At 38.8% G+C, this 20,456-nt stretch carries 21 protein-coding genes; 9 read left to right on the forward strand and 12 right to left on the reverse strand.

The annotated features are described in order from the left end of the window. Nucleotides 1-38: 38 nt before the first annotated feature. The 4 genes from glmM to rlmE all read right to left on the reverse strand — a co-directional run bounded on the left by glmM (nt 39) and on the right by rlmE (nt 4,952). Entirely contained in the window at nt 39-1,388 is a 1,350-nt protein-coding gene (gene glmM, locus H5116_RS09010; RefSeq protein ID WP_002962765.1) for a phosphoglucosamine mutase, read from the reverse strand. Then, complete coding sequence (gene folP, locus H5116_RS09015; RefSeq protein ID WP_154903580.1) at nt 1,388-2,233, reverse strand: dihydropteroate synthase; 846 nt, start codon at nt 2,231-2,233, stop codon at nt 1,388-1,390. The genes glmM and folP overlap by 1 nt, the downstream gene beginning before the upstream one ends. A 79-nt stretch (nt 2,234-2,312) precedes the next feature. Continuing rightward, nucleotides 2,313-4,256 (reverse strand): ATP-dependent zinc metalloprotease FtsH, encoded by a 1,944-nt coding sequence (gene ftsH, locus H5116_RS09020; RefSeq protein WP_033013425.1) that lies wholly within the window; start codon nt 4,254-4,256, stop codon nt 2,313-2,315. A gap of 66 nt (nt 4,257-4,322) precedes the next feature. Next, complete coding sequence (gene rlmE / locus H5116_RS09025; protein WP_002963155.1) at nt 4,323-4,952, reverse strand: 23S rRNA (uridine(2552)-2'-O)-methyltransferase RlmE; 630 nt, start codon at nt 4,950-4,952, stop codon at nt 4,323-4,325. A gap of 88 nt (nt 4,953-5,040) precedes the next feature. Here rlmE and yhbY point away from each other — a divergent pair, with 88 nt between their 5' ends. Next, on the forward strand, nt 5,041-5,337 hold the full coding sequence (yhbY, locus tag H5116_RS09030) for a ribosome assembly RNA-binding protein YhbY (RefSeq protein WP_002963153.1): 297 nt from the start codon (nt 5,041-5,043) through the stop codon (nt 5,335-5,337). Between the two features lie 82 nt (nt 5,338-5,419). On the opposite strand, the gene H5116_RS09035 is transcribed toward yhbY, so the two are convergent. After that, a complete protein-coding gene (locus H5116_RS09035) occupies nt 5,420-5,920 on the reverse strand; it encodes a histidine phosphatase family protein (protein WP_002963152.1) in 501 nt (166 codons plus the stop codon). Further along, nucleotides 5,917-7,071, reverse strand: coding sequence for a serine hydrolase (locus H5116_RS09040; protein ID WP_182715991.1), 1,155 nt, complete (start codon nt 7,069-7,071; stop codon nt 5,917-5,919). Before H5116_RS09040 ends, H5116_RS09035 begins: the two co-directional genes overlap by 4 nt. A 112-nt stretch (nt 7,072-7,183) precedes the next feature. Here H5116_RS09040 and H5116_RS09045 point away from each other — a divergent pair, with 112 nt between their 5' ends. The 6 genes from H5116_RS09045 to H5116_RS09070 all read left to right on the forward strand — a co-directional run bounded on the left by H5116_RS09045 (nt 7,184) and on the right by H5116_RS09070 (nt 13,222). Next, on the forward strand, nt 7,184-7,987 hold the full coding sequence (locus H5116_RS09045) for a hypothetical protein (protein ID WP_182715992.1): 804 nt from the start codon (nt 7,184-7,186) through the stop codon (nt 7,985-7,987). Nucleotides 7,988-8,465: 478 nt separating this feature from the next. Then, nucleotides 8,466-9,248: a MipA/OmpV family protein gene (locus tag H5116_RS09050; RefSeq protein ID WP_259395072.1), complete on the forward strand. Its 783-nt coding sequence runs from the start codon at nt 8,466-8,468 to the stop codon at nt 9,246-9,248. Then, on the forward strand, nt 9,238-9,621 hold the full coding sequence (locus tag H5116_RS09055; RefSeq protein ID WP_024597091.1) for a DUF3019 domain-containing protein: 384 nt from the start codon (nt 9,238-9,240) through the stop codon (nt 9,619-9,621). Before H5116_RS09050 ends, H5116_RS09055 begins: the two co-directional genes overlap by 11 nt. Nucleotides 9,622-9,645: 24 nt before the next feature. After that, the gene (locus tag H5116_RS09060) at nt 9,646-10,350 is read left to right on the forward strand and encodes a response regulator transcription factor (RefSeq protein ID WP_004335749.1); all 705 of its coding nucleotides are present in this window, start codon (nt 9,646-9,648) and stop codon (nt 10,348-10,350) included. Between the two features lie 19 nt (nt 10,351-10,369). Further along, a complete protein-coding gene (locus H5116_RS09065; protein ID WP_182682682.1) occupies nt 10,370-11,662 on the forward strand; it encodes a HAMP domain-containing sensor histidine kinase in 1,293 nt (430 codons plus the stop codon). 204 nt (nt 11,663-11,866) lie between these two features. Further along, a complete protein-coding gene (locus H5116_RS09070) occupies nt 11,867-13,222 on the forward strand; it encodes a sodium-dependent transporter (RefSeq protein WP_182672328.1) in 1,356 nt (451 codons plus the stop codon). A 78-nt stretch (nt 13,223-13,300) separates the two neighbouring features. Here H5116_RS09070 and H5116_RS09075 read toward each other — a convergent pair whose 3' ends face one another. Beyond that, entirely contained in the window at nt 13,301-13,750 is a 450-nt protein-coding gene (locus H5116_RS09075) for a GNAT family N-acetyltransferase (RefSeq protein ID WP_004335742.1), read from the reverse strand. 69 nt (nt 13,751-13,819) lie between these two features. Beyond that, the gene (locus H5116_RS09080; protein WP_182715993.1) at nt 13,820-14,563 is read right to left on the reverse strand and encodes a sporulation protein; all 744 of its coding nucleotides are present in this window, start codon (nt 14,561-14,563) and stop codon (nt 13,820-13,822) included. Nucleotides 14,564-14,829: 266 nt separating this feature from the next. Between H5116_RS09080 and H5116_RS09085 the strand changes: the two genes are divergently transcribed. Next, nucleotides 14,830-16,404 carry a cation:proton antiporter family protein gene (locus tag H5116_RS09085; RefSeq protein WP_004335737.1) on the forward strand — a complete coding sequence of 525 codons (1,575 nt, stop codon included), beginning with the start codon at nt 14,830-14,832 and terminating at the stop codon, nt 16,402-16,404. Between the two features lie 350 nt (nt 16,405-16,754). Beyond that, nucleotides 16,755-16,976, forward strand: coding sequence for a DUF3820 family protein (locus H5116_RS09090; RefSeq protein ID WP_024594942.1), 222 nt, complete (start codon nt 16,755-16,757; stop codon nt 16,974-16,976). Between the two features lie 91 nt (nt 16,977-17,067). On the opposite strand, the gene H5116_RS09095 is transcribed toward H5116_RS09090, so the two are convergent. Genes H5116_RS09095 through H5116_RS09110 form a run of 4 tightly spaced genes read right to left on the reverse strand, consistent with a single transcriptional unit; the run spans nt 17,068 to nt 20,242 of the window. Beyond that, nucleotides 17,068-18,315: an ATP-binding protein gene (locus tag H5116_RS09095; protein ID WP_004335732.1), complete on the reverse strand. Its 1,248-nt coding sequence runs from the start codon at nt 18,313-18,315 to the stop codon at nt 17,068-17,070. 25 nt (nt 18,316-18,340) lie between these two features. After that, nucleotides 18,341-19,033, reverse strand: coding sequence for a response regulator (locus H5116_RS09100; protein ID WP_004335729.1), 693 nt, complete (start codon nt 19,031-19,033; stop codon nt 18,341-18,343). Between the two features lie 14 nt (nt 19,034-19,047). Next, nucleotides 19,048-19,428 carry a DUF3019 domain-containing protein gene (locus H5116_RS09105; RefSeq protein WP_024594944.1) on the reverse strand — a complete coding sequence of 127 codons (381 nt, stop codon included), beginning with the start codon at nt 19,426-19,428 and terminating at the stop codon, nt 19,048-19,050. Between the two features lies 1 nt (nt 19,429). Next, entirely contained in the window at nt 19,430-20,242 is an 813-nt protein-coding gene (locus H5116_RS09110; RefSeq protein WP_182715994.1) for a MipA/OmpV family protein, read from the reverse strand. Nucleotides 20,243-20,456: the final 214 nt, after the last annotated feature.

Consider the following 20,456-nt stretch of genomic DNA (forward strand, 5'->3'; position numbering starts at 1 on the left):
TAACTTTTCTCGCCCAAAGTTACAAGAGGTTATTGTTATTAATCAGTCTGTTTGCTCATAGATTCTACAACAGCTGCAATTTTTTGAGCGCTGTCTATTACAATTTTTTCTTGCTCGGCTTCAACCATAACACGAACAACAGGTTCTGTGCCTGATTTGCGCAGTAAAACTCGGCCTTTGTCGCCTAAAGCAAGCTCAACTTCTGCTACAGCTGAAAGTACCTCTGGCGCTTTTGTCGGATCTGTTCCAGCGGTATAGCGCACGTTAATCATTTTCATTGGATATTTAGTAAAACCAGCACCCAAATCTTGTAGTGTACGGTTTTGTGCAACCATAGCTGCAAGTACTTGCAAACTTGATATAATGCCATCACCCGTGCTAATTAAATCTAAATTTAATACATGGCCTGAGCTTTCACCGCCAATTTTCCAGCCTTTTTGCTGTAGTAATTCCATTACATAGCGGTCACCCACTTTACTGCGAGCAAACTCGATACCTTTTGCTTTTAAAGCATTTTCAAGACCCATGTTAGACATTACAGTGCCAACTACACCTCCACCCAACATATCATCTTCGGCAGCTTGGCAAGCAATAATATAAACTAAATCGTCACCATCAAATACACGACCATTATGATCAACCATCATTACACGATCGCCATCCCCATCGTATGCAATACCTACGTCAGCTTTAAATTCAAGCACTTTGCGTTTAAGGGTATCTACATGAGTAGCGCCACATTCATGATTTATATTAACGCCATTAGGCTCGCATGCATGTGTTATAACTTCAGCGCCAAGTTCGCGCATGACAGAAGGAGCTATATGGTATGTAGCGCCATTTGCGCAATCGACAACAATTTTAAGCCCTTCTAAAGATAACCCTTGGGGGAACTGGCTCTTACAAAACTCTATATAACGGCCGTCTGCACTAACTAAACGCGAAGCTTTACCTAGTTTATCTGAAGCAACACATGTCATTTGCTCATCAAGCATCGCTTCAATTTGAAGCTCTACTTCATCGTCAAGCTTTAGACCCTGCCCATTGAAAAACTTAATACCGTTATCGTAATAAGGGTTATGTGAGGCACTAATTACTATACCTGCCTCTGCACGAAATGTTTGCGCTAAATACGCAACTGCAGGTGTCGGCATTGGACCCAGTAATACAACATCAATACCAGCGGCAATTAAACCAGCCTCAAGTGCAGTTTCAAGCATGTAGCCAGAAATACGCGTATCTTTACCTATAATGACTTTTTTAGTACCACTTTGAGATAATACGCGCCCTGCAGCCCAACCCAACTTCATTGCAAACTCAGGGTTAATAGGTGGCGTTCCTACTAGACCACGTACGCCATCAGTACCAAAATATTTTCTTTCTTTCATTATGCAATTCCTTTCTCGCAGGCTTGATATACACCAAGTACGTCTGCGGTTTCTTTAACGTCATGTACACGAATAATTTTTGCGCCATTTTGCGCCGCGATTAACGCACCCGCTAAGCTGCCCGCTAATCGCTCATTTGTTTCTCTATTTAATAGATTACCTATCATCGACTTACGAGATAATCCGGCCAATAATGGCAAACCTAACTTGTTAAAATCATCAAACTTAGCCAATATTTGATAGTTATGGCTAAGTGTTTTTCCAAATCCAAAACCAGGGTCTAGAATAAGTCGCTCAAACTTAATCCCTGCTGTTTCACATGCTTTAATACGTTCACTAAAAAACATATTTATATCTGCAAACAGATTGTCGTAATGAGGTGCGCACTGCATGCTGCGGGGTTGCCCTTGCATATGCATTAAACAAATTGCTACATCTTCATACTGCGCAACCGTTTCTAAGGCGTTTATTTCTTGTAGAGCTCTTACATCATTGACTATATCTGCCCCAGCGAGTATTGCTTGCTCCATTACTTGTGCTTTACTGGTATCAATTGAAATAACGCAATCACTGTACTCACGTATCGCTTTAATAGCAGGAATTACTCGGGCTAGTTCATCTTTCAAACTCACATCTGGCGCGCCGGGGCGGGTAGACTCTCCCCCAATGTCTAAAATTTGCGCACCATCCCCTAACAATTGCATTGCGCGCTTTAGCGCTATTTTGGGGTCTAAAAACTGCCCGCCGTCAGAAAATGAGTCTGGCGTTACATTCAATATTCCCATAATAACAGGCTTTTCAATATTGAGCGTACGTCCTCTGGGAAGCTTTAATATATTAGTCATTGCCAACCTTTATTCTTTTTCTAAATAGCTGATACAAAAAAGCCCCGAAATTCGGGGCTTTCACTAACTATTTTAACGATTATTCAGCTTTATCATCAAGGTTTGTTTCATCTTTTTTCGATGAATCATCCGCTTTTTGACTTTCATCAAGCACTGGCTCTTGAGGTTCTTGCTCTTTTACCGGCTTAGCTTCATGGCGGTCATGAGCATCGCGCGGCTCACGCACTGGTTGGCGCGCCATTAAATCATCAATTTGCTTAGCGTCGATTGTTTCGTATTTCATTAACGCGTCTTTCATTGAGTGAAGAATATCAATATTTTCTTTTAATATTTCTTCTGCTCTTTGGTAGTTACGATCTGAAAACAAGCGTACTTCAGCATCAATTATTTTAGCAGTATCATCCGACATACTAGATGCACGGCTTCCGCCACCACCCATATACATCTCGTTTTGATCTTCAGCGTAAAGCAATGGACCTAGCTTTTCACTTAAACCCCAATGTGTAACCATTTTACGTGCAATATCAGTTGCGCGCTCAATATCGTTACTTGCACCCGTTGTTACTTTGTCAGCACCATAAATAAGCGCTTCAGCAATACGGCCACCATAAAGGCTTGAAATCATTGATTCTAAAAGTTCTTTTGAATGACTAACACGGTCTTGTTCAGGCAAGTACATTGTTACACCTAGCGCACGGCCACGTGGAATAATAGAAACTTTGTAAACTGGATCATGTTCAGGAACCATACGGCCCACAATTGCGTGGCCTGCTTCGTGATATGCTGTCATTTCTTTTTCTTGCTCGCTCATCACCATGGTTTTGCGCTCTGCGCCCATCATGATTTTATCTTTAGCAGCGTCAAATTCAGCCATACTTACAACACGTTTATTACCACGTGCAGCATAAAGTGCAGCTTCGTTTACTAAGTTCGCTAAATCAGCGCCAGAAAAACCAGGTGTTCCACGTGCTATAAGAGCCGCTTCTACGTTATCGCCTAATGGCACTTTACGCATGTGTACTTTAAGTATTTGCTCACGACCACGTATATCAGGTAAACCTACTTCTACTTGACGGTCAAAACGACCTGGACGAAGTAATGCAGGGTCTAGAACATCTGGTCGGTTAGTTGCCGCAATAACGATAATACCTTCGTTACCACCAAAACCATCCATTTCTACTAGCATTTGGTTGAGTGTTTGCTCACGTTCATCGTTACCGCCGCCCATACCTGCGCCACGTTTACGACCAACCGCATCAATCTCATCTATAAAGATAATACAAGGTGCCGCTTTTTTAGCTTGTTCAAACATATCACGTACACGTGACGCACCAACACCGACAAACATTTCAACAAAATCTGAACCAGAAATTGTAAAAAACGGTACTTTCGCTTCACCCGCAACAGCCTTTGCAAGTAACGTTTTACCAGTACCAGGAGGACCAACCATTAGTACGCCCTTAGGAATACTACCGCCAAGCTTTTGAAACTTAGAAGGGTCACGTAAAAAGTCTACCAATTCGGTAACATCTTCTTTCGCTTCATCACAACCAGCAACATCTGCAAACGTGGTTTTAATTTGATCTTCGCTCATTAAACGGGCTTTACTCTTACCAAATGACATAGCGCCTTTACCGCCACCGCCTTGCATTTGACGCATGAAGAATATCCATACACCTATAAGCAGTATCATCGGGAACCAAGAAATAAATATACTTGCTAAGAATGATTGTTCTTCAGGTTGTACACCCTTCACATTTACATCATTTTTAAGTAAATCATTTATTAAGTCTTCATCGTACATTGGCATCGTTGTTTGAAAACGCTCACCACTGCTCTTAGTACCAGTAATATTTCCTGTACCGCGGTCGATAATAACTTCTTGTAAAGAGCCACTGCGGACATCTTTAACAAATTGAGTGTAACTTGTTTGACGATCAACTTGCTCGCCACCATTAAAGCTCTGAAAGACTGACATCAGCACAACTGCAATCACCAGCCATAGTATTAAATTTTTCGCCATATCGCTCAAGGGGTTAACCTCTTGTATCCAATTAATTTAAATTCAACTAAACGCCAAGCAACTGTACTACAGTTTGTATCCAGTCGCTACTATATATACTTCCCGAGAACGGGCACGTGAGGCATCAGGTTTGCGTATTTTCACTGCTTTAAAACTATTACGTACATCTTGCAAGTATTGATCAAAGCCTTCACCTTGGAAAACCTTAACAATAAATGCGCCATTTTTCTTTAGTACTTGACTACACATATCCAGCGCAAGTTCTACCAAATACATACTACCCGCTTGATCTACTGAGTTATTACCACTCATATTTGGTGCCATGTCAGAGAGTACCACATCAACATTTTTACCATCAATACGTTTTAGCAACGCATTTAACACAGCTTCTTCACGAAAGTCACCTTGTAAAAAGTCAACACCCGCAAGTGAGTCCATAGGTAATATGTCACAGGCAATTACTTGACCTTTGTCACCTACTTTTTCTGCCAAATACTGTGACCAGCTTCCTGGAGCTGCTCCTAAATCAACAACGGTCATACCAGGGCGAAGTAACTTATCTCTATTTTGTACTTCATCTAATTTAAAAACCGCTCGTGAACGCCAGCCTTTTTTTTGCGCTTCTTGAACATATTTATCATCAAAATGTTCTTTCAGCCATCGCTGTGAACTGGCTGACTGTTTTTTATTTGTCATAAATTAACACGCAACTAATTAGTAATATTCTCTAGATGGCGTTAGAATACCCTTAATTCAAGCCATATTCAGCAAAATTTGTATAAACATGACATTATCAAACAAACAAAAGCAGTTTTTAAAAGGTCAGGCACATAGCCTCAAGCCTGTAGTTTTACTAGGTTCTAACGGTTTAACCGAAGGCGTAGTAGTCGAAATTCAAAGTGCATTAGAAATTCACGAATTAATCAAAGTTAAAGTTCCAACTGATGATCGTGAAACAAAAGCACTTATTTTTGAAGCAATCGTACGTGAAACTGGTGCGACTAAGCTACAAACGATAGGTCACACTATTGTGCTTTATCGTCAAAGTGTTGAGAAAAAAATACATTTACCACGTAACTAATTAATCCTATTTAAAGGATTTAGTACGTTTAAATTAAAAAACCAGCTTAATGCTGGTTTTTTGTTATATAACACTTTTTAATTTAAAAGCTCATTGTATGGTGCGTTACATCATAATCAGTGCCATTACTTCTGGGCTTATTATGCAATATAAAATACTGAGTAAATTGTGTCTCACTCATAGCTGGCACTTTTTCATTGGAGAGTAGTTCAGCCAGTTGCGGCGTCGTATTACTGTGCCCAATAACAACAACTACACCCTTTAGTTTGAGTAACTCATTTTTTAAATCACCTAGCTCACCTGCGTTATACACATTTAATTTGGTATTAAAATGTGCCTGCAAAGGTGCGGCTGTCTGCAACGTGCGTTTATAGTTGCTGCTAAAAAGATGTATATTTTGATGTTCTTTAAACAAAGTAACTAAATTATTTGCACGTGCCTTCCCTTCTTCTGAGAGCGCTGGGTTTTTCCCCGTTAACTTTTCGCTATGACGAAACAAATATACCTCGTCAGGTGCGGCAAATGCCAAACTACAATTAAATGACAAGGCTAAAAAAGTGATTGCTAATATTATTTTATTCATATTTTTTTACCTCGTTTGTATTCTAATAGCCTGTCGATAAATTCAGTTGTTAATTCATTTATTACGCCGGTTTCAGCATTAACGATTAAACTAAAACCAACATTTAAGTGGGGAAACACAACCACATCGCTTCTATATCCTTGCACCCAGCCACTATGATAGTAAAGCGTTTCATCAGCGTAATTATAAACCCGCCAACCTAGTCCGTAATAAGCCTCATTAAGGTGTTTTTTCCACACCCTGCGATGCATTTCTTTTTTTGTATGTGTATAAGGACGCGTTTGCTTTGCTAGAGTATCCAATGACAAAACATCAGGGTATTGCCCTAGCTGGGCTTTTAACCAAATGGCCATGTCATTTGCGCTTGCGTTTACACCCGCTGCAGGTCCCACTTTATAATAATTTTTTTTAAGCTTAGCGCTATACCAACGTTTTGTACCGCGCACGTGTGGTAATGCGTAATTTTCATCCTGAACCATAGATTCAAAACCTAAGCTGGCATCACTCATTTTTAAAGGCGCAAAAATAGTTTCTCGTAACCACTGCGCGTAACTTTTACCACTGCTTTGTAATATCACATTACCTATAAGGCTAAACATAACATTTTGATAACCGTAACATTCGCCTGGTTTGCAAATAGGTTTAACACTAAGTAATTTTTCAACAATACTGGGGTAATCCATACGAGACTCTATCAAATTATCGTACGCATTAGGCACTAAACCACTTGCATGACTTAGAAGGTGAAATACCTTTAAATCATCTTGATAAACAGTCCCTTTGAACTCAGTTATGTAATCGCTAACAGCTTTATCTAATTTAAGTAAACCCTCATTGGCTAATTTAGCAGATAACGAGCCTGCAAATGTTTTAGAAACAGACGCGAGCCTAAACCGGGTATGCTTATTTACTTTTTGTCCATTTCGGGTTTTAGTTACACCCATAGTATGTATGTAGTCTGAGTTATTTGTACTTACAATCGAAAGTGCAGCGCCTGGTATACCTTTATTTTTCAGTTTTTTTTGCGTATAACGGCCGTACTTTTTTACAAATGCATCCCAATCAGGATCTGCTTTTGCTGCATAACTCACAGAGCTAAACAACAAACACAAAGCAGGTAGGCTATACAATAAAGATTTGAGATACTTCATTTTTATAAATTTTATCTTTTTAACTACATCTATGTAGATAATATCATGAAGTTTTGTTTGGACTAACGTACAATACGACGATTATTTGGTTTTTAGTGAGTGTTTAGTACTTATGCGTTTTTTAGTTGTGTCACTTTTTGTTATATTATCAACTGGTTGTACTCTTACAAAGCAGCCGGCCGAGCCACTGGCTATGCCATTAAAGCCAACATTAAAAAGTCAGACCTACCAGCTTGAGTACACCACAGAACACTCATCCCCAAAAGTTAAATCCGTTCAACTTCCTGCACATAAGGTAGTTAGAAACCAAACTGTAAAAATTATTACCGATAAGGCAAGTGTAACCGATAAACTTTTATCGCAAATTAGCCAAGCACTTAACGATAAACAACTAAAAGTAACCACTAAAAATAACAGCGACTACACACTAACTATTCAGCAACTTGATTTAACTTTCACTGACGATGTTAAGTACGCAATAAAGCAACCTGAGAACCCTTTTACATTATATTCAGATATTGCTCAGCAATACCCAACTCAGGAATGCGCTGCAATATTTGCACAAGTAAGTATGCGCCTCACACACAAAGCATCAGGTGATGTTGTTTGGTTTGCTAAATCTTCTATTGATAGTGCAAGTTTTCATCGTGAGCCACTAGTTTATAGTTTCACCGAAGAGCAAAAAATAACTAATGAGCTTGAGGTTGTCGCTTTTGTCCATCAGCAAAATACTGATGAAGCCCGCATGGAAAGACTTGGAAAAGACATTCAAATTCCTCGGTACAAAACGTTGTCAAAGTTATCTAGCCTTGCCAAGCTTAGTGGTCCATGTAACAGAACAGAAGTAAGCGCATTAACGCCTATGATGCAGTTTTACTTAAGCAGTATATTAATCGATAAAATTAAAGTTCAGTAAATTAGGGTCTGTTGATCTTTACGGATTAAAATTTGTTCAAACTAGGGGCTATTTAATCGCGGCGCTCGGTTTGTAACCTAGTGGGCTCGATAACTGCTCCTGCGTTATTCTAATGGCTTACATCCATGTAAGAATAAGTAAAAACCGAGCAACAAAGCGTAAATAGCCCTTAGGAAAAACACTTTGGGCAGCGCCTGTTTGGCATTAATGCTACGTTATCGCCCATTTATGGGGAATAGCCACACTGCATAGGCTCTGCCTTGCCTAAATACCAAACAGGCTGCTGAAAATTTAACCTTGAAAGTTCAACAGACCTAACACTTACTACATTTTTTTACAGATTAAAGGAACGAATTAACAATATACTACGCTTAATAACAAATAATAATTAGGCCCCATAGGGATGAGAAACACTTTGCTTAACCATACTTTAGTTAGCATAACATTGCTTTTTTGCTTTATTTTTAGCACCACAAGTATGGCAAGTAATCGCTATTATGCAGACAATACGTTAGAGCCAACCCAAGGCTTTGCCTGGGATTGGAGTGCAGGTGCGGGCTTTTATATTGAAGATTCTTACCTAATCGGTATCGAATCTTACGATAAGGGCGTTGAGCTTGATTTAAGTCTTGCTGTTTCTTACGATAAATTTTATCTTGATTTTGATCACAATCAACTCAGCGGTGGTCTTGTAATTGGTTACAGCCTTATAGATAAATTTGATTGGGGCTTAGATATACTTGGCACAAATACTCAAGCCGGGTTTGACGAAAAAGGCCTCGGGTTTTATAACCACGGTGTTATAAAAGAACTCCAAGGTATTAAAAAACGTAATTACGATTTTGATGTTGGTCTTAGGCTCTCGCGCCGATTTGAAAATTCACAATTCTCCTTTGAATACCTTCATGACGTATCTGGTGCCCATAATGGCTGGGTTATAAATAGCTTTTTTACCCACATTTTGCCATGGCGAAACTGGGAGTTTAGGTCTGGTGTTGGTTTAAGCGCCTACTCTGCTGACTTTACAAATTATTACTTTGGCATTGATAGCGATGAAGCCACCAGCCTTCGCCCGATTTATAGCAGCAATGCCAGTACTAGTATCATCTTTGAGTTCCATGCTGAATATCCAATAAGCCAAGATTGGGTGTTTTTATCCGGTTGGCTTACTACATGGTTTTCAAAAGAAATTGACGACAGTCCAATTATTTCCCAAGGATATCAACATAAAGCCAAGGTAGGCCTACGTTATGTATTTTAGATGGATCTGGGTATTACTGATCTTTCCCAGTACCTTTACTGTTAAAGCGCAGGACCCCCCTGAAGCACTCATAGCACTACCCGACACTTGCGTTGCACTGCGCGAAGGGCGTAATTGCTATGCCGATGTTACACTTACGTGGGAGCAGCCTATCATTGGTAATTACTGCCTACGCGATGCAACTTCAAAGTACATTATGCAATGTTGGCTAAAGCAACAAAGTGGTACTTTTAATTATGCTTTTGACTCACAGCAAAGCATTTCATTTGAACTATTTGATAGCAATACATCCAAAGTCATCAGTACAGCAGAAGTAAAACTACAATGGGTTTATCAAAACAGACAAAAAAAACGCCGCTGGCGACTATTTTAATACCAATCGCATTAGGGATATTTTATGGATAACTACGGCACTATTTTACTTGTTGAAGACGATGCATCACTAGCGCAATGGGTTGCTGAATATTTAACAGAGCAAGGCTATACAACGCATGTTTGTCATCGTGGTGACGAAGTTGTTAGCAAGGTCAAAACGTTAAACCCAAATATTGTGCTCCTTGATATTATGCTCCCGGGGCAAGATGGTATCAGCGTATGTAGAGAGCTTCGTAGCTTTTATAATTCGCCTATTATAATGCTCACCGCACGCGATGAAGAGATGGATGAAGTTATTGGTTTAGAAGTTGGCGCAAGCGACTACATAATGAAACCGGTGCGTCCGCGTGCATTACTAGCGCGAATAAAAGCAGCACTGCGTCAAAACAATGAACCAAATAAACCACAGGTTAGCCAAAGCATTATTCAAGTTGGTGCACTTAGTATTAATACCGAATCTAGAAATGTGACCCTTAACGAGCAAGATATAAACATATCAAGCGCCGAATATCTATTATTACACTACCTTGCAAGCAATGCAGGTCAAGTTGTCTCACGCGATGCCGTATTTAAAGCGACGAAAGGTAGAGAGTACGACGGGCTTGATAGAAGTGTTGATGTACTTATTTCTGCACTTCGTAAAAAATTTAATGATGATCCACAAAACCCCGAAAAAATTAAAACTATTTGGGGCCGTGGATATTTACTTGTTTCTACCGCGTGGTAATAGAGCGATGAATAAATAAATGAAAAAGTTTTATATATCGCTTCTAGGCAGTGCACTTTTATCTATTGTGGTATTGGGCTGGCTTATTGATGCTTTTAGTCAACAAGCGCATACCCCACAAGATGAATTTAGTCAGCAAAGTAAAATGATCATGGGTTTTAATAAGCAGTTAGCTAACATACCTACATCTGAGCGCAGCGATTATGTAAAACAACTAGCCCGAGAGTTTGATGTTTTAATTGACTACAAGCCAAATGAGTCACTCGCCTTACCACCTTCTTTATTATTACAAATGCACACGCCAGGTGGGCTGATTTTAGAGGATCAGCAAGGCTTTTATATGCTTTATAGTAGCGACGTTTTAAATCCTTTTCACTTATCAATGCGCTTAGATAAAATTTTTGATAGCGAGCAGCATAACGACATTATATTAACTCTACTATTTTACGCAGGCCTATGTGTATTTATGGGGTTTATTATCGCGCCCTTAGCTAAACGGCTAACTGTCTTAAATGAAGCCGCTAAAAAGTTTGCCTCTGGTAATGTTCAAGCCCGAATAAAGGTATCGCACTTTACCTATATAAAAGATGTGGAACTTACTTTTAACCGCATGGCTAGCCAAATAGAGAAACTCGTCGCCGAAAACAAACTAATGGCCTCGAGCTTGTCTCACGACATCCGCACCCCTATCGCGTGCCTGCGATTTGGTTTAGATGCGGCATTAGATAGCCATGATGAGCAAAAAGTAAAACAGTATTTAACCCGTATGGAAAACGATTTAGATCATATGGAATCGATGCTTAGTAGCTATTTAGCATTTGCTACTTTAGAGCAAAACGCGAATAAACTAACCTATTCATCAACCAATATTAAATCCTACCTTGAAGATATTTTAGTTCAACTTGCACCAAAACTTGAAATGCAAATGCTCAACGTACAACTCAATAGTACAGATAAAATAATAAATGCAGATCTTCACTGGCTGGCCCGTGCAATTACTAACTTATTAACTAACGCATGTGATTTTGCAAACCAACATATTTACCTCAGTGCAAAGTTACACGAGCAACAGCTTATAATAACGGTAGAAGATGACGGCCCAGGTATCGCACAAGAGAACTTTAGTAATGTATTTAGCCCATTTTTTAGAGAGGAAGATCACCGTAACAGAGCCGATAAGAGTTATGGCCTTGGCCTAGCCATTGTTACCAAGGTAGCTGATTGGCATCATGGCAGCGTTAAAGTAAGTAAAAGCACCCAGTTAGGGGGGGCGTGCTTTACTCTCACTATTGCACAGCACCATAATCCGTAAAGCAATAGTTACAGACTGTAATTAACAATTATTAAACAAAATCAACTCGTTATTTTAAACGACTTAATAACAACAATTAAAATCGATGGTTATAACATACACTTTACTTATTAATTTGTGCTAGATCAGCAAATAAGCACTTTTTATTTTTTTACATTTCCAGTAGATTGTCACCGCCGTCACACAATAGAGAAGTACAATAATATGAGCGCAGTTAGAGGCGAGTTTAGCTCTCGCTTTGGTTTTATTATGGCCGCCGCGGGTTCTGCCGTTGGTTTGGGCAATATTTGGGGATTCCCTACACAAACAGCAAGTAATGGCGGTGCTGCATTTTTAGTCGCATATTTAGTGCTTGCGTTCTTTTTAGCCTACCCTGCTTTAATGGCTGAACTTATGATTGGACGTCATGGCCAAGCAAACGCAGTGTCATCACTTCAAAAAATATCTAATAAGTCATGGCAAAAACACTTTGCTTTTGCTGTTGGTTTTGGCGGTATTTTATGCGCTGGCTTTATACTAAGCTTTTACGCCATTGTTGCCGGTTGGATGCTCAGCGCCACAGCTGAACCCATAGCCACTTTAGTTGGTGCCAACACAGCATCTACATGGTTAAGCGAGCAATCACTTACTCGAAATATTATATTCACTATGATCTTTATCGTACTAACTGTCGCTATTATAAGTAGAGGCGTTGAAAACGGTATTGAAAAGTGGTCTAAGCGTTTAATGCCTGCACTTTTAGGCATTTTATTTGCACTTATTGCTTATGTGATGACGCAAGATGGTGCTATGGAAGGCTTAAAAGCCTACTTAGTTCCTGACTTTTCATCTATTTTTGACGCAAAACTATTAGTAAGTGCACTAGGGCAAGCTTTCTTCTCTTTATCGCTTGGCACTAGCGTAATGATTATTTACGGCTCGTACATTAGTAAAAAAGAAAATCTTGTTTCTTTAGGTGCCTATGTGACCCTTATTGATGTATTTATAGCCTTTGTTGCAGGTTTACTGATTATTCCGGCTATGTACGTAGCACAAGCTCAAGGCGTTGAAATATTCTCGGCCACAACGGGTAAGCTACTCTCTGAAGATACATTAGTGTTTCAGGTACTCCCCGCTTTATTTGATGGTATGGGCGAAGTTGGCTTATTTGTGGGTTTTTCATTTTTTGCGTTAATGAGTATTGCCGCTTTAACATCATCTATTTCAATGTTAGAGGCGCCAGTATCATACACTGTAGAGCGCTTTGGGATGAAACGCGTTCAAGCAACGTGGTTAATTGGGGCGCTAATCGCTATCGTTAGCATTACAATTGTGTGTAACCTTAGCAGCTTATTTGGCTTAGTAATCACTCTCACTACAAAAGTAGCTCAGCCTTTACTTGGTCTTATGTGTTGTATATTTGTAGGCTGGATTTGGTATAGAGGCTCATTACTAAAAGCAATTCAAGAGGGTAACCCAGAGGTTCACAATACATTGTTTTGGAAAATATGGCCTTGGTATACTAAGTTTGTATGTCCACTGGCTATTGGCATGGTGTTTTTACACTCACTATTGAGCTAAATGATACCTTAGCCTTAAAATAGTTTTAAATAAAATAGCCCACATTAGTGGGCTTTTTTATAGCTGCTTAAATTGGATTTATTGAGTGAGTTTTAAAATCATATCTTGATGAGGTATACCGTCTTCTAGATATTCACTTTTGTAATCTTCAAAGCCAAAGGAGCGGTAAAAATCAAGTAAGTAGGTTTGTGCGCCAATATAAATATCTCGTTCAGGCCACCGCTCTTTACAGCATTCTATAGCTTTACTTACAAGTACAGTGGCGTCGCCTTTGCCACGCGCACTTTTACTTACCAGCACGCGCCCTATTGCGCTGTATTGCTCATTTTTTTCATAGCATCGGGCATAAGTGTGTAGCCGCCCATTGTCTAGTGTATATAAATGCTGTGTATTTAAATCAATATCTACATCATCAAGTTCAGGGTAAGGGCACGCCTGCTCTACAACAAATACGTCTACACGTCCTCGCATAATAGTAAAAAGAGTATGCGCATCTAAAGCATTAAACTGCTCACATTTAAATTGCATTTTAAATCCTATAAACAATAAACCCAGCCTAGGCCGGGTTTAATAAAATTATTCACTTGTTAGTTTATATTAAGCAAATAAGCGCTCTAGTTGGTCGCACAACTGCGATAAATTCACGTGGTCATGCTCTATGGTTAAATCTACATAACCATCGCCTCTAAAGGCCCTGTCTAGCTCTATAAGCACATGTGTTTTATGTGCCTCTGGTACAAATGACAACTCGATCTCTTGAATGCCAAATAAACTACGGCTATTTGGCTTATATTCAAGTTCCTGATAACAACCCGATAACGATTGAAATGTTGAAGCGCGCAAATGGCCTTTTTCTACATCAGCCTTCATTAAGCTAAAACCTAGCTTTTCCATCGCCTGCATGCACGTTTTAACAGCTTCATTAGGGTAAATATGTAAATGGTCTTTATCGCTCGGATCAAGTGCTAAATTAATATCTAAACCTGTTTCAAGCCACACATGAGATTGATTGTAACCTGCATTAATTTCTGTAATAGGTGTTTCAGAATGAAGACGTGCTTCAAAAGGGATACTTTTAATTTCGCCCGGCTCAATTGTACCTATATCTGTAATTCGCCATTGGTCAATCACATGATTGGTAAAATAATCGCCATCATCACCTGCCACTTTAACACGGGTCATAAGTAATAAATCTAAGCCTGCAATATCTTGGCTAACATCACCTGCGGTAATGACTATTTGTGCGTTAAAAAGCTGACCAGGTTGTAGGTGTTCAGTCTCTAAAACAGTATCTACTTTTGCAGCACCAATACCTACCGACGCTAAAATCTTTTTAAACATATATTTCTCCTTAAGCTGAGCGGTTCTATTATTTGCTCTTGCTTAAACTTCTTCGTTATCGCATCTTAACCATATTTAAAAGCCAATGTCAGTGAAAAAATGTTATTTACATGCTATTTACGATTAAATATATGTTTGATGCGCATTTTTTATACACAGCTAGGCAAGTATTTGATTAGACGCGTTCATTTTTAGGTCTATTTTTATTTTCAATGGTATAAATTTTTCGTTACACTGCAACCCCAAATGAAGTGATATTAAGAATTATGGAACTAATCTATTTTGCCGCCGCGTTTGTGTGTGGCTTTGCTGTTTATCAGTTAAAGCTGCCTCCTCTTATTGGATTTTTATTAGCAGGTTTTGCTTTAAATTTATCGGGTTATAAAAGTACAGAGTTGCTCGATACAATAGCAGCACTTGGCGTAACCCTTCTTCTTTTTAGTATTGGTTTAAAGCTAAAGGTAAACAGTTTAATTAAACCCCAAGTGTGGGCGCCTGCAACATTGCATATTATTTTTAGCAGCGCGCTTTTTAGTGGCTTTATGTTATTGCTTGGTGTTTTCGCTATTCCACTGTTTATTGATTTAAGTTGGCAAAGTGCTTTATTAGTTGGGTTTGCGCTTAGTTTTTCAAGTACTGTATTTGCAGTAAAAGTGCTTGAAGAACGCGGAGAAATGGCAAGCCTTCACGGTAAAATAGCCATTGGTATACTAGTCATGCAAGATATCTTTGCTGTTATCTTTTTAGCGATTAGTACAGGTAAAATTCCAAATGTATGGGCAATTGCATTAATAATTGCTCTGCCTTTATTACGACCTGTCATGTATGGCGTATTAAATCGCTCTAAACATGGTGAACTATTACCATTATTTGGTTTTTTCTTTGCTTTAGTTGCTGGTTATCATGCATTTGAATTTGCAGGATTAAAAGGCGACCTAGGCGCACTCATAATTGGGATGATGTTTGCACCACATAAAAAAGCAGGAGAACTATCAAAATCTCTGCTTAATTTAAAAGACATATTATTAGTCGGTTTTTTCTTAAGTATTGGCTTGAGCGCAGAGCTAACCACTAGCTCATTAATCGTTGCTATTATACTTGTTTTAGTTTTACCTATTAAAATAGCGCTTTATTACGTGTTCACAAATATATTCAAACTACGCGCACGTACATCATTACTTACCGCCTTTAGTTTATCTAACTACAGTGAATTTGGGTTAATTGTATGTGCAGTAGCAGCTAGCACAGGCATGATCACTTCTGAGTGGCTGGCCGTAATGGCAATTGCTGTTTCTATTACCTTTGTAATTGCCTCGCCGTTAAATAAGCGCTCAAACGAGCTATACGTAAAAATAGAGCACTGGCTATTAAAGTTTGAAAGCAAAACTCGTTTAGCTGAAGAGCTACCTGTTAACCTAAACGATACTAAAATAGTCATTTTTGGTATGGGACGTATTGGTACTGGTGCTTATGAAACAATCAACGCGACTCACCCAAATGTTGTTGCAGGCATAGATATAAAACCTGAAGTGGTAGATAAGCACGTTAACAGAGGCCGCAACGTATTAATTGCTGATGCAACAGATCCTGACTTTTGGCAACGAGTAAATCATTCGCAAGTAGAAATGGTCATGCTTGCAATGCCAAAGCATATGCAAAATATTTTTGCGCTAGAGCAACTACAAGCCTCAGGTTATAAAGGCCAAGTAACAGCTATTGCAAACTACCCTGATCAACAAAAAGAGCTAGAAGAAATGGGTGTTCATTCTACTTATAACTTTTACTTAGAAGCAGGTAGTGGTTTTGCAGAGCACGTTAAACAAGAGCTATTTAACGAATAATCACTTTTTATAACGTCTATAAATAACAAAGCCTTAAAATCATTAAGGCTTTGTTATTAGTTTTTAAATGAAAAGCAATTCTATTTACATTCCTTTACAAGCCATTTCACCACGACTATAAAAAACAGGTAGACTATCCATGTTGGTTAAATAAAACCCCATGTTCTAATAATAACTTAATTAGATCCCAGCTAATTAAAGTTCAACTAGGTTTATATTAATCAACAAAAAATTATTAAATCAGAGGGCCTACTCCCTCGCAAAATAGGCTGTTTCTTGCCCGTCACAGCCTATTTTATATTTCTAAAATCCCTTACACTTACGCAGACTTTAAAACCTAAGTAACTCTTATGGATCCAAAACAATTAAAAATAGCTGTAAATACAACGATGCCTTTTGGGAAATATGCTGGGCGCCCTTTATTACTACTACCAGAACCTTATTTGGTGTGGTTCAAACAGCAGGGATTTCCTAACTCGAAACTTGGTAGCCAACTAGCGATGATGTATGAGGTTAAACTAAATGGCCTTGAGCAAATGTTAATGCCATTACTTGAAAAAAATAAAAAATAATTGAGAACTTTTTTAAATACTTGCGGTCTATTATATTGCTACTTGTTGATTTTGGTTTTTAACCGCAAAAAAAGCGCCTTAGGCGCTTTTTTTATGTCTTAAATTTAAGAGGTAAATATACAATAAATTTAGCACCACCTAAGCTTGAGCTTTCTGCTTTACACTCTCCTTGGTGCCACGACACAATTTTAGCAACTATAGCAAGCCCTAAACCAAAGCCACCAGTGTCCTTGCCTCTACTTTTATCTAATCGAGTAAAAGGCTTAAATACGTTTTCTCGCTCAACGGGGTCAATCCCTTCACCATCATCTTCAACAATCAATACGATGTGAGTTGCCTCTTGTAGCAATGAAATTTTGACTTGTTGATGAGTGTATTTGAGCGCATTGCCAATTAAATTTTGAAATACTCGCGCCATAAAGTGGCTATCACAGTAGTAATTTAAATGCTCAGGGAGGTTTATAGAGAGCGTTGTTCTAGCTTCAAAATTTAGCTTTTCAACAGTGGTTTTTACCAGCCCAGCTAAATCGCAGTTTATTGGCTGTAAACTTGGTTGTTGAGAGTCTAATCGCGCGTATTCAAGCATTTCAGAAACTAGTGATTCAAGCTCACTAATATCTGTTTGCATGTTTGTTAGGTATTTTTCGCCTTTTTCGTCAAGCATTTGTTCTTGTAGCATGACTATTGCAAACTTTAAACGTGCTAGTGGTGTTCTAAACTCATGCGACACCGATGAGGTAAGTTCTTGCTGCGCACTAAGTAAAAACTCAATACGTTGCTGCATTACCTTTAATGTATCAGTTATAGGTAAAAAGAAAGACTTAGAAGAGTCATTTAGTTGAAAGTCTTGCAAACCCTCTACCGCTTCACACGCTTTACGTAGCTTTGCAAAGTCACGCCAGAGTAAAAAGCTCCATAGCCCAACTGGTATACCTACAATAATAAGTAGTAATAAATACGGCCAAACAGAAGATGATTGCTGCGTTAATACGCCTACCGGTCCTACTTGAAGTAATGAATCATTACCGAGATCTACATACCAAACAATGCGTTGTTGCTTATCATACAAATATAAGTAGTGGTTTTGATTTAGCTGCGATTGTTGTTTTTGAGGAAGTATTAAATCACGTCGTTCAATCACTTTACTTTCAAAGTTATGCTTTAGTTTTTTAAGACCATTTGGGGTTTGTGAAAGCAACCACAGTGATTGCCCAAACTCATCGTCTAAGAAGACCTGCTGCTGCGACTCTTCATAGGGCCACAGCTGCTCAATAACACCACTTACAACAAATAATGAAACAATGATATATAAGTATAAGCTGGTAAACAGTTTTCCCATTACAGCCGATTAACCTTAAATAGTTCTAAAGATCCCATGCATCAGAAACAAATAAATAGCCTTGTCCCCATACGGTTTTTATACGATACGGCTTATCACTATTATCGCCTAATTTTTTACGAATTCGTGATACGCGTACATCCACAGTTCTATCAAGTCCGTCGTATTGACGGCCAATCATATGTTGGTGCACATGTTCTCTGCTTAGTACTTCACCCGCATTTGACGCTAATAGCCATAGTAGTTCAAACTCGTGCGAAGTTAATACAATCTCTGAATCACTTAGTTTTACAATACGGCTTGTTTTATCGATGACTAAATCACCAAACTGCAGTTCTTCACTAGACTTTACTATTGGTTGCCCACGTCGTAGTAATGCATTGATCCGCGCTAGTAATACACGTGGCTCTGCTGGTTTTATTACATAATCATCAGCACCAAGTTCTAAACCAAGCACTTGGTCGAAGTCTTCACCTTTAGCAGTCAACATTAAAATTGGTAGAGTAAATTTATCTCTTACTTGGCGGCAAACGCTAAAGCCATCTTTACCTGGCAGCATAACGTCTAGAATCATTAAATCGGGTGTATTGTTTTCTAGGTAATTAAACACTTCGTCACCGCGGTCTAACACTTCGACTTCAAGGCCATTATGTTCAAGGTAATCTTTTGTTAGCTGTTGTAAACCGAGATCATCTTCAACAAGTAAAATTTTTGGCATTAGTTGCTCCTAAATTAAAAAAAGCTCCACGGAGAGCGAAGCCTACGCCTATTTTTTTTAGCATGGGCGCTTTGTACTTCAACCTGTGTTTTTGCTATTAACACACCCGTATGAGGATTGATTAAGGAGTATATGGTCTCCACCTGAACACGCGCTTTATAATTAAATTGCCCAGAACGCTGCTGCTGCCAGCATTGAAGTAGTTGTTCTTGTTGATACAAACAGACATCACTATAGGTGTTTAATAGCCATTTAAACTGTAAATCAAGATCGCAAAAATCCTGCTGTTCGGAAACCACGCAGACTTTTGGAGAAACACTAAAAACAGGGGTTTGTGCCACACTAAAACCACTAAAAAAAGTGGTAATAAACACAACTAATATTGAATACTTCATATTAAAAAGTACGATCGAATCCTATAAATGCAGTCATTGAATAAGTACGTTCAAAGAGCGGACTGCCATCCATAGCCGAATAGTCGTAATATGCTACATGAAAACGAAGAGAGTCAGCCTTACTCAGTGGCCAACGGGCGTCGATTTTAGCATAAGGTTGCCAACTACTACCAACGTCTATTTTGCCAAATTGAGTTTCACCCTCATTAAGTCCATAAAAATAGCTATTTAGTTCCGCAGATTTATAGTTTATTCCAAGTGTTGGCTTTATTTTAAGCTTTCCTAGCACAGTATGATATTGCCACTGCAATGCACCGCGTACACCTCGATAAACATCGGTTATATCATGCAGAGCCTGAACTGAAAAAACATGGTCATCATTTACATAGTGATATGCAATACCCGCATCCAAGGCAATTTGCCGTTTATGCAAATTATCAATATCAGCGTAGCGAGAGGACGAGGCTTCATTTTGCATTACAAACTGATTATTAAGAGCACTACTTTGCAATGCAAATACATTTTTAGGGTGCCAGTCTATAAAAAAGCGAGATTCAGAGTTGAGTTCACTAACTAGATTAAAGTGATGCTTTGGGGATTGTGAAAATGAATAGCCAAGGCGGCCATTATCAAAAAACCATTGCTCTGCATAAAACGCAATTTGTGGAATAAGCACAAGCGGAATATTATCTCCACCATGCAAAGGGTTGGTTATAACTCCAGCCCCAACGCTTAAACTCAAATGCAGGCGATCAGTTGTTATATCTTGCTCTTTATAATCGTCAGCATGCTTGCTTGCCTGTGTTGCTTGCACCGAAAGGCAAGCAAACAAAGTGCTAAAACATAGAGCAGTTAATAAGGAGAAGGAATACCGCATCAGCGTACATCAAAGTATTAAATTAAGTAAGTTCCCCATACTAGCAAGGTCTTTTTAAACTAGCTCTAGCTGGTTACAATTATTCACAATTTGTATACACAAATGTTAACTTTTGTGTTTTTGAAGTGACAAACCCTTCAAATTAGTTATG

It is taken from the genome of Pseudoalteromonas sp. SG45-2 (assembly GCF_014164115.1).
GTDB lineage: Bacteria > Pseudomonadota > Gammaproteobacteria > Enterobacterales > Alteromonadaceae > Pseudoalteromonas > Pseudoalteromonas distincta.

What these genes read in the sequence shown, in the direction of transcription:
- H5116_RS09080 (WP_182715993.1), bottom strand. Translation starts at nt 14,563, where the DNA reads ATGTTTAAAAAGATTTTAGCGTCGGTAGGTATTGGTGCTGCAAAAGTA.
- H5116_RS09035 (WP_002963152.1), bottom strand. Translation starts at nt 5,920, where the DNA reads ATGAATAAAATAATATTAGCAATCACTTTTTTAGCCTTGTCATTTAAT.
- H5116_RS09085 (WP_004335737.1), top strand. Translation starts at nt 14,830, where the DNA reads ATGGAACTAATCTATTTTGCCGCCGCGTTTGTGTGTGGCTTTGCTGTT.
- H5116_RS09060 (WP_004335749.1), top strand. Translation starts at nt 9,646, where the DNA reads ATGGATAACTACGGCACTATTTTACTTGTTGAAGACGATGCATCACTA.
- H5116_RS09050 (WP_259395072.1), top strand. Translation starts at nt 8,466, where the DNA reads ATGGCAAGTAATCGCTATTATGCAGACAATACGTTAGAGCCAACCCAA.
- glmM (WP_002962765.1), bottom strand. Translation starts at nt 1,388, where the DNA reads ATGAAAGAAAGAAAATATTTTGGTACTGATGGCGTACGTGGTCTAGTA.
- H5116_RS09100 (WP_004335729.1), bottom strand. Translation starts at nt 19,033, where the DNA reads ATGCCAAAAATTTTACTTGTTGAAGATGATCTCGGTTTACAACAGCTA.
- H5116_RS09055 (WP_024597091.1), top strand. Translation starts at nt 9,238, where the DNA reads ATGTATTTTAGATGGATCTGGGTATTACTGATCTTTCCCAGTACCTTT.
- H5116_RS09040 (WP_182715991.1), bottom strand. Translation starts at nt 7,071, where the DNA reads ATGAAGTATCTCAAATCTTTATTGTATAGCCTACCTGCTTTGTGTTTG.
- H5116_RS09065 (WP_182682682.1), top strand. Translation starts at nt 10,370, where the DNA reads ATGAAAAAGTTTTATATATCGCTTCTAGGCAGTGCACTTTTATCTATT.
- H5116_RS09075 (WP_004335742.1), bottom strand. Translation starts at nt 13,750, where the DNA reads ATGCAATTTAAATGTGAGCAGTTTAATGCTTTAGATGCGCATACTCTT.
- H5116_RS09045 (WP_182715992.1), top strand. Translation starts at nt 7,184, where the DNA reads ATGCGTTTTTTAGTTGTGTCACTTTTTGTTATATTATCAACTGGTTGT.
- yhbY (WP_002963153.1), top strand. Translation starts at nt 5,041, where the DNA reads ATGACATTATCAAACAAACAAAAGCAGTTTTTAAAAGGTCAGGCACAT.
- H5116_RS09070 (WP_182672328.1), top strand. Translation starts at nt 11,867, where the DNA reads ATGAGCGCAGTTAGAGGCGAGTTTAGCTCTCGCTTTGGTTTTATTATG.
- H5116_RS09095 (WP_004335732.1), bottom strand. Translation starts at nt 18,315, where the DNA reads ATGGGAAAACTGTTTACCAGCTTATACTTATATATCATTGTTTCATTA.
- ftsH (WP_033013425.1), bottom strand. Translation starts at nt 4,256, where the DNA reads ATGGCGAAAAATTTAATACTATGGCTGGTGATTGCAGTTGTGCTGATG.
- rlmE (WP_002963155.1), bottom strand. Translation starts at nt 4,952, where the DNA reads ATGACAAATAAAAAACAGTCAGCCAGTTCACAGCGATGGCTGAAAGAA.
- H5116_RS09105 (WP_024594944.1), bottom strand. Translation starts at nt 19,428, where the DNA reads ATGAAGTATTCAATATTAGTTGTGTTTATTACCACTTTTTTTAGTGGT.
- folP (WP_154903580.1), bottom strand. Translation starts at nt 2,233, where the DNA reads ATGACTAATATATTAAAGCTTCCCAGAGGACGTACGCTCAATATTGAA.
- H5116_RS09090 (WP_024594942.1), top strand. Translation starts at nt 16,755, where the DNA reads ATGGATCCAAAACAATTAAAAATAGCTGTAAATACAACGATGCCTTTT.